General features: G+C 54.1%; 10 protein-coding genes and 1 pseudogene. 7 read left to right on the top strand and 4 right to left on the bottom strand.

Translation table 11 applies throughout. The features are described from left to right. Positions 1-145 precede the first annotated feature (145 nt). Entirely contained in the window at positions 146-544 is a 399-nt protein-coding gene (locus OGL93_RS01850; protein ID WP_263260665.1) for a CopG family transcriptional regulator, read from the bottom strand. A gap of 556 nt (positions 545-1,100) precedes the next feature. On the opposite strand from OGL93_RS01850, the pseudogene trbJ reads away from it, so the two are divergent. From trbJ to OGL93_RS01830, 4 genes and pseudogenes are all read left to right on the top strand, one after another. Then, positions 1,101-1,821 (top strand): annotated as a pseudogene (gene trbJ, locus OGL93_RS01845) (P-type conjugative transfer protein TrbJ). Between the two features lie 194 nt (positions 1,822-2,015). Continuing rightward, positions 2,016-3,581 carry a P-type conjugative transfer protein TrbL gene (gene trbL / locus OGL93_RS01840; RefSeq protein WP_263260664.1) on the top strand — a complete coding sequence of 522 codons (1,566 nt, stop codon included), beginning with the start codon at positions 2,016-2,018 and terminating at the stop codon, positions 3,579-3,581. Beyond that, the gene (locus OGL93_RS01835) at positions 3,578-3,898 is read left to right on the top strand and encodes a hypothetical protein (RefSeq protein WP_263260663.1); all 321 of its coding nucleotides are present in this window, start codon (positions 3,578-3,580) and stop codon (positions 3,896-3,898) included. Before trbL ends, OGL93_RS01835 begins: the two co-directional genes overlap by 4 nt. Before the next feature lie 186 nt (positions 3,899-4,084). Beyond that, the gene (locus OGL93_RS01830) at positions 4,085-4,213 is read left to right on the top strand and encodes a hypothetical protein (protein WP_263260662.1); all 129 of its coding nucleotides are present in this window, start codon (positions 4,085-4,087) and stop codon (positions 4,211-4,213) included. Positions 4,214-4,262: 49 nt separating this feature from the next. On the opposite strand, the gene OGL93_RS01825 is transcribed toward OGL93_RS01830, so the two are convergent. Together OGL93_RS01825 and OGL93_RS01820 are read right to left on the bottom strand one after the other, a co-directional pair. Continuing rightward, positions 4,263-5,528 carry a replication protein gene (locus tag OGL93_RS01825; protein ID WP_263260661.1) on the bottom strand — a complete coding sequence of 422 codons (1,266 nt, stop codon included), beginning with the start codon at positions 5,526-5,528 and terminating at the stop codon, positions 4,263-4,265. Positions 5,529-5,585: 57 nt separating this feature from the next. Next, positions 5,586-5,804 (bottom strand): AlpA family transcriptional regulator, encoded by a 219-nt coding sequence (locus OGL93_RS01820; protein ID WP_263260660.1) that lies wholly within the window; start codon positions 5,802-5,804, stop codon positions 5,586-5,588. An 82-nt stretch (positions 5,805-5,886) separates the two neighbouring features. On the opposite strand from OGL93_RS01820, the gene OGL93_RS01815 reads away from it, so the two are divergent. The 3 genes from OGL93_RS01815 (at position 5,887) to OGL93_RS01805 (ending at position 11,396) form a co-directional block, all read left to right on the top strand. Next, complete coding sequence (locus OGL93_RS01815; RefSeq protein ID WP_263260659.1) at positions 5,887-6,837, top strand: LuxR family transcriptional regulator; 951 nt, start codon at positions 5,887-5,889, stop codon at positions 6,835-6,837. A gap of 330 nt (positions 6,838-7,167) precedes the next feature. Next, positions 7,168-8,754 carry a site-specific DNA-methyltransferase gene (locus OGL93_RS01810; RefSeq protein WP_263260658.1) on the top strand — a complete coding sequence of 529 codons (1,587 nt, stop codon included), beginning with the start codon at positions 7,168-7,170 and terminating at the stop codon, positions 8,752-8,754. A gap of 11 nt (positions 8,755-8,765) precedes the next feature. Then, positions 8,766-11,396: a DEAD/DEAH box helicase family protein gene (locus tag OGL93_RS01805; RefSeq protein WP_263260657.1), complete on the top strand. Its 2,631-nt coding sequence runs from the start codon at positions 8,766-8,768 to the stop codon at positions 11,394-11,396. 249 nt (positions 11,397-11,645) lie between these two features. Here OGL93_RS01805 and OGL93_RS01800 read toward each other — a convergent pair whose 3' ends face one another. Continuing rightward, the gene (locus tag OGL93_RS01800; protein WP_263261093.1) at positions 11,646-12,857 is read right to left on the bottom strand and encodes a site-specific integrase; all 1,212 of its coding nucleotides are present in this window, start codon (positions 12,855-12,857) and stop codon (positions 11,646-11,648) included. Positions 12,858-13,001 lie beyond the last annotated feature (144 nt).

Below are 13,001 nucleotides of genomic sequence, written 5' to 3'. Positions count from 1 at the left end.
GTCTTACCAACGTGAGCATTCAATTGCTGGATGTCGAACCTCTGTGGGCTCGACATCCAGCACCTTGCCATGGATAGCTCAATACAATAACGCAGATAGGACATTCGAGACTTTAAAAGCTTAGTATCAGACTGGCAGCCTAGAATCAGCGTATGGTGCCGTCTCCATTTTTTACATAAACAATAGCGCTCATTTTTTCTCGAATACACGACTGCAATTCGTGAAATTCAATCATCATACGCTCAACCTCAACGGGGCTCGCTCCTTGGCCACGTTTCTCCGCAAGCCAGAGTTTCAAAAGTCCAGCGACTCGGCCAAGGTCGCCATTCACCTTCACCAGCTCGCGAACAGCTTCAAGATCGGCCCGCGCCTTTACAGGATGGTTCAGGCCGGCAGCTCTCATAAATGCGGCATTAGATAAGCCGCACGACGCTGCTCGTCTAGACAGCTCTGCTTTCTCCTCGTCCGTCACAAAAACCTTGATAGGTGGAACCTCGCGGCGCAGCCGCTCAGTCTCACCTTTTGGTGTCCTGTCTTTCTTCACATCAATGCTCCTCGCTCTGATCAGAGAGTCGCGGTAGCGACAGTGGGCCTCGCAGAGCAAGATACCGTCGAGCCGAAGGCGAGTAAGGCAGGGTGGTGGGGGTCAACAAGCGGAGCTTGTGGGCCCACAACACACATCTTGCCGTCTGAATATATGCAGCTCAAGTAAATTCAGGGCAACCTTCAGTTCTTTACAGCATTACATCGCCAAAAACCTCCTCAAACCCAAGCTTTTTATACTTGAGTTTACTTGCGTTGCCTTGAGTTGCGTTTAATTTCGCTAAATTGCACTAAATTGCCTTACTTAAAAACTGTCACACCCAATTAAGAACGCAGACCAAGGGCGCCTCCCCTCTGTTGATTTCGGTACACTTTCGGGACTCTCCAGCCAAATGAAGACGGATAGAAAACTATCCGCATATTTATAACCTCTCCATATCAGTGAATAATCAAAACTCGAGCGTCACAGATGAGGACCCCGATATGGAGCTGGATCAGGAAAACCCTTGGCTTATGCCCCCCGAAAGTTAGGTCGGAACGTAAAGCTTGCTATCGCGATGGCAAGCACATTCTTCGGAGTGGGTATATACACTGCGCCCTCCCCTGCTTATGCCATCTATTGCGCAAATTGCTCTACGTTCTATCAACAGATGTTTGAGTATGCCGAACAGGTCAACACAGCACTAAATACGGCAGAGCAACTTCAAACGCAGATACAGCAGTACCAAAACATGGTTACACAAGGCACTGGGCTACCCAACTCGATGTTTGGGAGCATCGCGGCCGATCTTAAAAGCGTGGTCAATATCTATAAACGTTCGCAGGCGTTGGGCCGTCAAATTGAGGACATGGATGCACAGTTCAATGCTGCGTTTCCAGGCTTCAAATCCTACCTTCAACAAGCGGCAAACTCGGCAGAAACTCCGATGCGAGATCGTTATAAAGAATGGTCGGAGCAAGGCCGTGACAACGTCAAAATAGCAATGGAAGCGGCAAACCTCAATACGAGCACTTTCCAATCAGAAGACGCCCTGCTCAACCGCATGGTGGCAAGTTCGCAAAGCGCCGTAGGACGGATGCAAGCTATTCAGGCGGGCAACGAAATAGCCTCGCAGAACGTGCAACAACTGCAAAAAGCTGCGCGATCTGGTGGCCACGCAAATCAATATGCAGGGCAATTATTTGGCTCAGCAAAGCGACCGAAAAGCCGCTAGCGAAGCATCCGAGCAACAGTTTGAAGCGCGTGAAAGTAAACGCGGCGGTGTAAAGGGGTACTGAGGATGGTTATCTCGAAATGGTTCATGACCCTCATTTGCGCCGGGGCCGCGATGGTGGGCTCGGTTACCACGGTGGTCATTCAAAGCGATAGCGACTGTGCTGTAGCGACTGAGCAACAGAGGAAGCCGCATGACGCAGATGCCGCTTTTGAGGCATGTCCTAACTCTCGCGGCGGCGTGAAGGGGTACTGACTTATGGAACGTCGCTTGCTGCTGTCTATTGCCCTAGCAAGCATGCTCTTGGCCGGAAATGCTATGGCTGCTACAGACCTTTCTCATGCCGACACCTCAGTTCAGGGCCTGCTAGATCTCGTTTTGCAGCAGTCTCACCAGTGGTCAGGAAAGCTGTACGACTACGCCATAAGATTATTTTGGCTGCTCGCCACTATCCAGTTCATCTGGACGTTTATGCCTCTGGTCATGAAACAAGCTGACTTGGGCGAGATAGTCGGAGAGCTGCTGCGCTTCATCATGGTGATCGGTTTCTTCCTGGCGGTAATGACCTACTCCGTGGAATGGTCGACAGCCATTGTTGACAGCTTCCGCGACGCGGCCGCATCAGCGAGCGGTCTTGGCCGAGCGTTAGAACCCGGCGATATGCTCGCGGTAGCCCTGGACTTCGGCCGCACTATGGTGAAGGGCATTTCAGTGTTCTCTCCGGGCAAAGGAGTTCTGATTGCAGTATGCGCGGTACTGGTCTTGGCGTGCTTCGCCTTTATCGCAGCGTTTATGTTTGTGACGCTCGTAGAGGCCTACGTAATCATCAACGCGTCAGCGCTGTTCTACGGTCTTGGCGGCTCGCAATGGACACGCGATTTCGCGATTGCGCCCATGCGGTTCACTGTGGCAATCGGCGCTAAATTGTTCGTCTTGACTCTGATCGTCGGGCTGATCGTACAGTCGGCCAAAGAATGGTTAGCTGCTTACACCAACGACGAAGCCTCAGTGATGACAATGGTCGGTTTAGCCTTGGTGTGCTGCTACCTGACGAAGACGATTCCTGACCTAATTGGCGGCATGATTAGCGGCACGTCAATGGGCGGCGGCTCGGCCATTGGTGGGATGGCAGTGGCTGGTGCTGCAGGGGCGGCAGCTGCAGCGGCCACTATCGCCACAGCTGGGGCTGCCGCTCCTGCTGCAGGTGCTCTCAGCGCTTCTGGGACTGGCGTTGCCGCCGGTGCCAGTGGGGCTGGCGGCGGTCTGGCTACCTCGATCAACTCCAGCTTTGCCGGTGCGCCTGCGGCGACTGCCTCCAGCGGCAGTGCAACCGCTGGCATCGGTACAAGCACGGGCGGACAAGCAGCAGCCAAAGGAGCAACGGCGTCCGGTGCTCGAGTAGGTGGGAGCGCGGCACCACAGCAAACGGCAAGCAGTGCTAAGCAGGCCACCGAGCAGGCTGGAAAAAACGCCCAGGGCAGCAATGACAAAGACCAACAAGCGACACAGCAAGAGAGCGTTGTAAGCTCCGGCAGCGCACTTTCCCAAGCAGCCAATGGCGGAGCAAAGGCACTCGGAGTGATGGCATCAATGGCCGTGCCGGGCATGGAAAACGCGCACTCTTTCTCTCTTGGTGCCGGATCTTCATCACCAGCTTCTGATGAGTCCAATACGACCGTTCCGCCCCAAAGCGGAGATGCTGCAGAAGCAGAGTCCAACCTTATCCGTCCGGCCTCTGAAAGCAATTCCACCCCCGGCCAACTGACATCACTAAATGTGCCAGGAATGGCCTCGAGCAACGACCAACCGGAGGAACAACCATGATGGCAATTTTGAAGTTCGCAGGATTCGCCGTGTTCGCATCAACCTCCGCAATCGCCTTCTGGGCGCTCGGTAGGTGGCTACGGAGCAAAGGCTATGGACCATTGCTCGATAAACTGGATCAACAATGGACTGCTTTGCAGCTTCGAGTTAGCCCGCTGGCCCTTTCGGCCTCCTTTCACATGTTTTCCGGACCGCAGCACCTGAATCGCCTCCCTTTGCTGGGTAGCAAGAACAGTGCAGCCCAGGCCCAACAAATTGCGATGGCCATACGAGCGGCGCAGGAAGCTCAAAGGCGAGAGACAGCCAGCAATCACTAGCCGCTACTCTCCAAGGGCACCCCGCATCTGTGCGGGGTATCGCTCTCAGACAAAGATCGAAATCCATGCCAGCGCAGTGAGAGAAGCACATTCAACCAGCGCCTTTTAAGGATAGATACGCCGCAACCGGCCGCCGTTAGTAATACGCACGGACATTGAACACGTTGCTCGCCCACCAGACGGACAATGACGACACCCAAACTCGCCGCTCAGCCCCTGCTGACGCCAGCATTAGTAATACGCATGAACCTGTCTCAGCTTCGCTTCCTGCCGACCGTAAGCCCAGCCGAAGTCGACAGCCAAGTGAAAACCTGACTGAAAAAAGCACAGGGGCTTCGCCATTAGTAATACGGACGGACTTGTCTCACACATTTCCATCGACTGGTGGCTTACCAGCGCGATACCAAGTGGCGCGACTCATCCCAAGGTCTTCCCAAGGCCGCTTACGACTTAGGGAATTACCTTCATACGTATCTCGGTCCAGCGCACCATTGGAACGCCTTCGAACTGCATGACGCTTCCTGTCGCGCTCTCGTGCCATCGCCGTGCCAATTATGGTCTTAAGGTGCCGCTGTTCCTCGGTGGTGATCCTGAACAGGTTGATGAGGGTGTCGTTCTTGGGCGTGTAAAGGGGCGTGAACTCCTTGCCGCCAAAGGTGACTTTCTCCCCGGCCTCATAGGCTTTGGCCTTGCTGAACAGCGTCATCAGCTCTTTGGAACGGCTGTTCCACTGCGGATCGAGTTCGCGGGCCAGCGCTGCGGCTTCGTGGTACATCTGCTTGCTGTTGGTCGCCCCGGACAGCAGCAGGAAGTTGAGCCGCCAGAATAGGTGCTGCATCCGGCTGCCTTCTGCGACGCCGCCGCGCAGCTCGGCCAGCTTGCGCAGGTCTTCGAGGCGATCCCAAGCAAGCTTTCGACCTGAGAATCCGCGCAGGTTGTCGGCTTTGCCTCCGGGCACCAAAAGGAAAGGCTTTTTCTTGGTGCGGCTCTCGGCCTGTTCCTGCCGTTGCTGCTCGATAGTCCAGCGGGCTGCCGGTAGCAGTGTCTCGGCCAGATACTCGAAGTTGTAGCGGATTGGCTGGCCATCGGTTCCCGTCTGGACGTAAATCACGCGGCAGACCTCGCCGCTCTTGCTGTTGACTGTCTCCACGGTGCGCAGCACGCGGCTAGCGTCCTTGGCCATGGGGTCGGCGCCAACGTGGGCAAGGCGATCTACAAGGTAGCGTTGGCAGGCGTTCCAGCGGGGTAAGGCTTGGCGAGGTATCGTGCCCTCAAGCAGCCATTTGGCTTGTATGCCTCGGCCGCTGTAGATCAGTATCGAGGGCGCGGGCAACCCCGTGTCGGCGCAAAGGAACAGCACGGAAGCTGCCAGCTCGTCGGGCTTGCGGCTAGCCAACGCGGGCACGCGGTAGGTATCGAGGTCAGCGAACAGAAGGCCCAGCCGCAACAGATTGACGACGCGCCGATTGGGCCGGATGAACTCAGCCTGCGAAATCCAAGTGTCAATCTTTTTGTCCAACAGATTGAGCACTTTTGGCATGTCGGCCAAGCGATGAGAGGACTGCCGCTTTCCACCACGAGAATCGACGAGCAATGAGAAAAAACCGCTCCTAGTACTATCGTGATACATCTGCGCCTCGTCGCCGGGACTGAACAGCGCAAGCTGCGGGATAGCATCCCGCACCGCTTAGACCGCCCTTCCCGGCCTACGCGCGGGGCCTGCCTCCTTGCATGTATCTATCCACTGTTCAACCTCAGCTAAATCCCAGACGACCTTGCGGCTACTCAACGCAATTCGGCGCGGGAACTTCCCCTTCATCTCAAAGTTATAGATCGTGCGCTCACACAGCGGAATCATCGTCAGGAGCGTCTTTTTGTTGATGAGTTTTCTATTCAATGCATGCATTGCTAGGCCCTACCAGTCACTGCGAATGAGTGCCTGATGGTGCCTTTGGGTGCCTATTGCTTCGACGGAATGATTGGCTAAAATGGTTGACATGAAAAAACAATCAACCATAGCCATTTGGGAAGGGTGTGACGCCACCGTTTCAGAGGCCATAAAACAGTTCGGTGGTCGCTGGAGCGCCTACTCCACTGCCTCGAAACGCTATCCAATCGCGAGGCTAGTAGAGGAACTCATCGACCCAGCCGTCGCGGCGTACGCCGAAGAAATTCCTGCTCGCTACCAAGGACATATACCCGGAGCCGGTACAGGCGTGGCATTCAGTGCAATCATGAAACTGGTAGGGTTTCCCGCCATGATCCGCTTGCAGCGCCAACTCCTACGCGCGTTTGTTTTGACCCGCGACCAACAGTCGAAGAAAGACCGCAGCTTTATTGCGACGCTTGAGACGCTGATCGAATTGGTGATGGCATGTAAGCGAAAGAAACCATCATCTGAAGATGTAGACGGCTTAAACAACCAGCGTTTGAAGGGCTTTTGTAGGTTTTGTGGCACTCAAGCCGAGCTCGCATCCTTCGCTACTGGAGAGGGTCAGCGCGACGCAGACGAGCACCTACGCCTGAGCAACCTTTACTGCACAACGCATCGTCCAAAAACGCATGATGGCAGCTGGAATCCCGCGTACAGGCAAGCAAAGAGAGCCGTAGCGCAGTTTGACATTGAACTCGCGAGATTGAGCAGACAGTGCGCTATACGAGCGAAGCCTCAAGCCAAATCAGGTGACGAGCTTGTCGACTCATACTTCTTTCAGTACATGCTCAGCCAGACGGTTCAGGTGGCTGATGAGGCAGAGCTCAGAAATATCGCTCGCCTGATGGTCGACACACGATTTTCTGACCGAAAGAAGCAGATAGTTGTGCTCCAGAAACTCGGTTTCAATCAGTCAGAAATTGCGCGCAGGCTGGAGATCGAGCGCCAGGCAGTATCCAAAGCTATCAGCTCAATTCCTGACTGCTTCCGGCTTCCAACAGTATGAGTGCGTGCAGCTGGGTATTACACACACCTGATCAAACGCTTGCATTCAACATGTCCGGCCAGCTGCATTCGATCTGACCAGTCTTTCGCATGGCTAAGGCCGAAAGCGAAATCCACGACTGGCAGCTGACGAATGAATACTGAGGTATGCCACACAGAAATCCAGAGGCGTGACCCCTAACGCCCCAAGCACGTTACGCGCCATGGGAGACTCGTCGGCAGCGCCTAGAGAGCCAGTCCTCGCTTGCCTTGGAGGGGATCATGGTGTCAAATCACCGGCTGCCTTCGGAGGCAGGTTTCTGCTTCATTTTTCGAGGACAAGGCTAGCATCATGCCTACATTGCACTGGGTCGGAAAGGATCAAGTCCGAAACCATCATCGGGATGTAACCTATCGCGTTCTGCGCAAACAATTCACTTTTTCAGCTCAAGAGAGCCTGCCGAAGAACAGCATCGATAACAAGATTATCCATGGCGATAATCTGGAAGCTCTCAAAAGCTTGCTGCCTGAGTATGAGGGAAAAGTGAAATGCGTTTACATCGATCCACCGTACAACACAGGCAATGAAAACTGGGTCTACAACGACAACGTTAACGACCCAAGGATCAAAAAATGGCTTGGAAAGATAGTTGGCAAAGAAAACGAGGATATGAGTCGTCAAGACAAATGGCTCTGCATGATGTATCCGCGTCTAAAGCTCCTTCATCGACTGCTTTCCGAAGATGGGTCAATTTGGGTTTCGATAGATGACAACGCGGTGGGTATCCTTCGCCCGGTTCTGGATGAGATATTCGGCGCTGCGAATTTCGTGACCTGCGTGATTTGGGAAAAAGCGGATTCTCCACGAAACTCCGCTAGCCAATTCTCTACAGACCATGACTACATCCTGGTCTACTCCAAACGTCCGAACTGGGTTCCTGCTCGGCTGGCTCGTACCGCTGAATCGGATTCCATCTATGACAATCCAGATGACGATCCTAACGGCCCTTGGATTGCGGGCGATCCCTTTGCCAACAAGCCCTACTCCAAAGGTCTGTTCACCATCACAGGTCCCACTGGGCGTGATTTCTCTCCACCTCCAGGACGGTTCTGGCGGGTCTCCGAGGAAAAGCTGCGCGCTCTCGACGCTGAGGGTCGCGTCTGGTGGGGGCCAACCGGGGATGCCCGGCCAAGCATTAAACGGTATCTCAGTGAGGTGGGTGACCTAGTGCCCCGCACATTGTGGAAAAAAGACGTGGGTAGCAATCGCAGCTCGAAAAACGAAATGCGGGCTATCTTCTCTGGCTCATCGTCTTTCGACACCCCCAAGCCAAGTAGCCTGATCGGTCGAATTTTGGACATTGCGGCTGATAGCGACTCCATCATCCTCGATTCCTATGCTGGGTCTGGTACAACCGGACACGCCGTTTTGAAGGCGAACGCCCAGGACGAGGGTACTCGGCGCTTCATCCTGATTGAGATGATGGACTACGCCGAATCGCTTACCGCTGAACGCATCAAGCGGGTAGCTAATGGCTATGGCGACAAGAGCAAGGCAGTCGCAGGATTGGGTGGTGGCTTCACCTATTACGCACTGGGTGAACCGCTGTTTGTGGAATACGGCAACCTGAACCCTGCTGCTGGAATCGATGCAATCCGTAGCTATGTAGCATGGCAGGAAGGAGTCGTTGAGGGTACTGGTTCGCAATTTGCTGAAAGCCAGCACCGCTACTGGCTTGGAGAAGCAAATGGTCTGCGAGTCTTTTTTGCGTATGAAGAGCACTCCGTAACGACGCTTGACTTAGAACTTCTGGCTGAGCTGGTGAAGGTCGCTGGACCTGTACTGGTTTACGCCGACCAGCTGGCATTGGGTGAAGACTTCATGCGCCGGCACGGCATTGGCTTCAAGAAAATTCCACGCGACATTGCTCGACTCTGAGGATTTGGAAAATGCAGTTGAACACCTATCAGAGTCAGGTCATTGAAGATCTTGAGCTGTTCCTTCGTCGCTGGACTGCTTGTGATGATCCTCAGTTAGCCTATCGCGCTCACTGGGATGCACTGGGCGCGACCAAGATGCCTGGCTATCAACCAGCCCCACATGGCGCTCCACAGGTATGTGCAAAGGTGCCGACTGCCGGTGGTAAAACCTTTATCGGGCTTCATGCTGTTTCGAGCATTTTCAGTGCGCTGCAGAAGCGCCAAGGTGACGCTCGGCTATGCCTGTGGCTCGTCCCTTCGCTTTCCATCTTGGATCAGGTTCTGCGGGCGCTGCGTAATCCAACACATCCTTACCGACAGGCTTTGAATCGTTTGTTTGAAGGCCGCGTGAGTATCATGGATAAGAGCGATTTGCTGTCTGGATTCCTGTCTCGCGATGAGGTGGAAGACGGGCTTGTCGTCGCTGTGCTGACCTATGACAGCTTGAAAGCGCGCAACAAAGATGACAGAAAGCTTTACCAAGAGAACAGTGCGCTGGACGACTTGGCGTCCACGGCCGTGGTGGTTGGTGAGGGCGTAGACCCTTACTCTCTTGTCGCCTCAATGGCAGGTTTGAAGCCAGTCATCGTCGTTGATGAAAGCCACAACGTGACTAGCAGCCTGTCCCAAGACATGCTTCGCAACCTTAACCCTAGCTTTGTGTTTGAGTTGACAGCAACCCCAAGAAGCGGAGCGAACATCATCAGTTTCGTAGATGCTCTGGTGATGCGTGATCAACACATGGTCAAGCTCCCGGTCATCGTGAGAAACCTTCCAAGCCGTACCTCCGTCATTGCCCATGCAATTGATTTGAGGGCTCGTCTCGAAGCTGAGGCGAAGGCAGAAGAGCAGTCTGGTCGTACGTACATCAGACCTATCGTGTTGCTACAAGCTGAAAGCAAAATCAAGGCTGATGCCAAAACCTTCGAGCTGGTGAAGGCTGAGCTACTAGAGCATGGCATTGCCGAAGACTGGATCAAGATCAAAACTGCCGACAAGGATGAGCTGAGCGGTTTGGACCTCATGTCCCCGTTCTGTCCAGTTCGATTCATCATCACCGTGAACGCCTTGAAAGAAGGTTGGGACTGCCCGTTTGCCTACATTCTCGCCACGCTGGCTGACAGGTCGTCTGCGGTGGATGTAGAGCAGATTCTTGGTCGAATTTTGCGACAGCCATACGTTCGCGCTCATGGCCAGGAACCACTCAACATGAGCTATGTGCTGACGGCTTCCAGCGTATTCAGTCAGACGCTAGAAAGGATTGTTGTCGGTCTAAACAGGGCTGGTTTCAGCCGTGCGGATTTCAGGACGCCAGATCTCGTTTCAAGCGATCCTAAGTCAGATACTCAGACCTCAAAGACAGCTACGTCTGAGCTAACAAAATCTCAGCCAGGGCTGTTATTCACGCACTCCTTTGATGGGGATTCAGACGCTTTCGAGCTGTCATCGAGTGGCAGTAGTGAACTGGGTGATGGCAGCGAGCTGAGTGGTGAAGAATTGCTTGAATCGACGCTGGAGGCTGCGCGCCAAGCCAATGCAGAGCTGGTAGCTACGGCCACCAACGGCGGCAAGCACATCCCAAATGAAGTGAGAGGCGCAATGGAACTGTTTTCCGTCAGGCCAGAATTCGTTGATGAGATCAAGGCACTCAAACTTCCCCAGTTCTACCGGAAAGCGCCTTCGGGGCTGATTTTTGCTGACGAAGACGGCGGCGTTCTACTCGACAAATCTCAATTGCTCGACCAAGAGTTTCGTCTGGCAGATTGCGACGTGAACGACTTTGCAGTTACTCCTGTGAGCGGCGGCTTAGTAAAGCTCGACCTCCTTCGCGTAGGTAGCTCGCAAGGTGATTACGAACCTACGAAGATTCAGCTGAAGGACAACGAGATTCGCAAGCTGAAGGACTACCTGTCCAGCCTGGATTCCGAGGGCAAGCGGCGTCAGCTCACAGGATTGGTAGGCAACTGGCTGGGCAAGATGCCGCCACTGGCTGAAGCAGATTTGCAGGCATACATCCGTAAGATTCTGGCTAGGCTGAGTGCCGGTCAATTGGATGAGGTGCTTGAACAGCAGCATGCCTATGTCGAGAGCATCAAGCAGCGTGTTCGTAGCGAAATGTTGGGCTTCTCGCGCAGGCGCTTCAAGCAATGGATCGACCTGAACAAAGTGGACACACGACCTTCCTATCAACTGCCACTGGAGATTGCCCCACGTCAGAAGGCTCCACTCGCGGCAGAGAACTCTCTGTACGTTCGTGAAGAGAAGGGTAATGGTCTTGAAGAGCGCATGTCCGAATTCCTGTCGGACTGTGAGAATGTCCGTTGGTGGCATCGGAATTCAAGCGGCCGGGGGTTCGTTCTTAATGGACCGATCAACCACTATCCTGATTTCGTTCTGAAACTGCGCTCAGGTCTCATTATCCTCCTGGAGACAAAGGGTAGTGACCGAGATAACTCGGACTCCAGCGCGAAAATCGAGCTTGGGAAGTATTGGGAAAGGTGTGCTGGGCGGAATTTTCGCTACCTGATGGTCTTTGAGCACAGCCCATTGGAAGGCGCGTACTCTTGGGCAGATGCCTGTGAATTGCTCAAAAACCTATAGAGATAAAGCATTGAGAAGAAAGCCGGCTGCGTGTCGGCTTTTCTATTTCTAGAGACTAGCAATCGTAAGAAAAGGTACGCCTTAAAACACCATCGCTCCTGGATACATGTGGCTACATGTATAAACAAGGAACAGCATGGATACTTCTGCCGGCTTGATGAATGGTTCGTCTGCACTGGTGAAATCAGTGGTCAAGTGCAGTGCAATTTTCCATCAAACGATGGCTGAAACGAGAGGCGATTACGCAAGCTACCCATTAGTTTTCCGAGGTTTCTTAAGCGTCCATTCATCAATCATGTCGGCCCAATCCTGCAACATCGCACGACGCTGATCGCGGTACTCTGCCTTGTTGTAAACGGCCCGCACACCTTTCTGCTCGTGCGCGAGACACTTCTCGATCCAGTCGGAGTTGTAGCCCGCCTCATGCAACAGCGTGCTGGCCGTGCGGCGTAGGTCATGGGGGCCGAACTTTCCCAGAGGCACCCCTTCCTTTTGAGCAAGGCGATAAGTGAGCGTCAGTACCTGGTTGATCGTGGCCGCACTCATTGGTAAATCGGTGTCATAGCGTGACGGAAGCACGTACTCAGAACCTCCAGCCAGGGTCTTCAACGCGATGAAGAAATCCAGTGCCTGCCGGGACAGGAACACCAAATGAGGATTTCGGCGCTTCATACGCTCTTTGGGGATCGTCCATAGCGCCTCGCTGAAATTGATTTCACTCCACGTCGCGTTGGTCAGCTCGCTCTTGCGCACCATCGTCAGCAGAAGGAGCTTGGCTGCGGCGCGAACAGAAGTAGCGGTACCAATCCTGTCCATGTACTGATACATCAGCGCAATTTCATCAGGCGTCAACGCCCGGTCACGTGGCTCGAATTTAGCGATGCTGGCAGACCTTACTAGATCCGCGGGGTTTTCAACTTTCTGACCACGCTCAATGGCCCAACGAAAGACCTGCAGCACGATCTCACGCGAATGGACAGCGGTTGCAGGCGCACCCCGCTCCACTATCGCGTCGGTCAGTCCTCGCAGATCCTCATGAGTGATTTCAGCGAGCTTCTGATTGCCAAACTTCGGCTTCAATTCGCGCTCATAGACTGACCGGCGCATATCTCGTGTCGAGTCCGCCATCTGATAGCCGCGCAGCCATTTTTCAGCCCAATCATCAAAGGTCTCTGCGCCCTTCGTGCGAGCCTTCGCGCGCGCCTTCTCCTTAGCAGGCGACTTACCTGCGGCGATCATCCTCTTCGCCTCTCCTAGCCGCTCACGTGCCTCTGCCAGGGTGATCCCGCCCAAGCCATAACGACCGAAGGTGATGGTCTCCTGCCGGCCATTGATGGAGTAGTTGTAGCGGAAGGAGATTGAGCCGGCCGGTGTAACCGCCACGTACAAACCATCGCGGTCAATCACCTTGTAGAGCTTGTCTTGCGGCTTGAGGTTTCGAAGCTTGGTATCAGTGAGCATGGCTTTCATTTATTCCATGAAAAAATACCATGCTCTGAAAAGCGCGGAAGAATGGGGCTTAACCCAGTAAAACCGGGCCTCTTGGCTATCCCGATACCACGCCCATCCTGAAACAAGGGACATGGTATCAAGCGTCATGCATGG

Origin of the sequence: Pseudomonas sp. RIT-PI-S, from assembly GCF_025642975.1 — a bacterium.
Classification (GTDB): domain Bacteria; phylum Pseudomonadota; class Gammaproteobacteria; order Pseudomonadales; family Pseudomonadaceae; genus Aquipseudomonas.
The sequence above is the reverse complement of the archived record's forward strand: the minus strand, read 5'-3'. Positions and strand labels throughout refer to the sequence as shown.

What these genes read in the sequence shown, in the direction of transcription:
- OGL93_RS01825 (WP_263260661.1), bottom strand. Translation starts at nt 5,528, where the DNA reads ATGTATCACGATAGTACTAGGAGCGGTTTTTTCTCATTGCTCGTCGAT.
- OGL93_RS01830 (WP_263260662.1), top strand. Translation starts at nt 4,085, where the DNA reads ATGACGACACCCAAACTCGCCGCTCAGCCCCTGCTGACGCCAGCATTA.
- OGL93_RS01800 (WP_263261093.1), bottom strand. Translation starts at nt 12,857, where the DNA reads ATGCTCACTGATACCAAGCTTCGAAACCTCAAGCCGCAAGACAAGCTC.
- OGL93_RS01820 (WP_263260660.1), bottom strand. Translation starts at nt 5,804, where the DNA reads ATGCATGCATTGAATAGAAAACTCATCAACAAAAAGACGCTCCTGACG.
- OGL93_RS01810 (WP_263260658.1), top strand. Translation starts at nt 7,168, where the DNA reads ATGCCTACATTGCACTGGGTCGGAAAGGATCAAGTCCGAAACCATCAT.
- trbL (WP_263260664.1), top strand. Translation starts at nt 2,016, where the DNA reads ATGGAACGTCGCTTGCTGCTGTCTATTGCCCTAGCAAGCATGCTCTTG.
- OGL93_RS01815 (WP_263260659.1), top strand. Translation starts at nt 5,887, where the DNA reads ATGGTTGACATGAAAAAACAATCAACCATAGCCATTTGGGAAGGGTGT.
- OGL93_RS01835 (WP_263260663.1), top strand. Translation starts at nt 3,578, where the DNA reads ATGATGGCAATTTTGAAGTTCGCAGGATTCGCCGTGTTCGCATCAACC.
- OGL93_RS01805 (WP_263260657.1), top strand. Translation starts at nt 8,766, where the DNA reads ATGCAGTTGAACACCTATCAGAGTCAGGTCATTGAAGATCTTGAGCTG.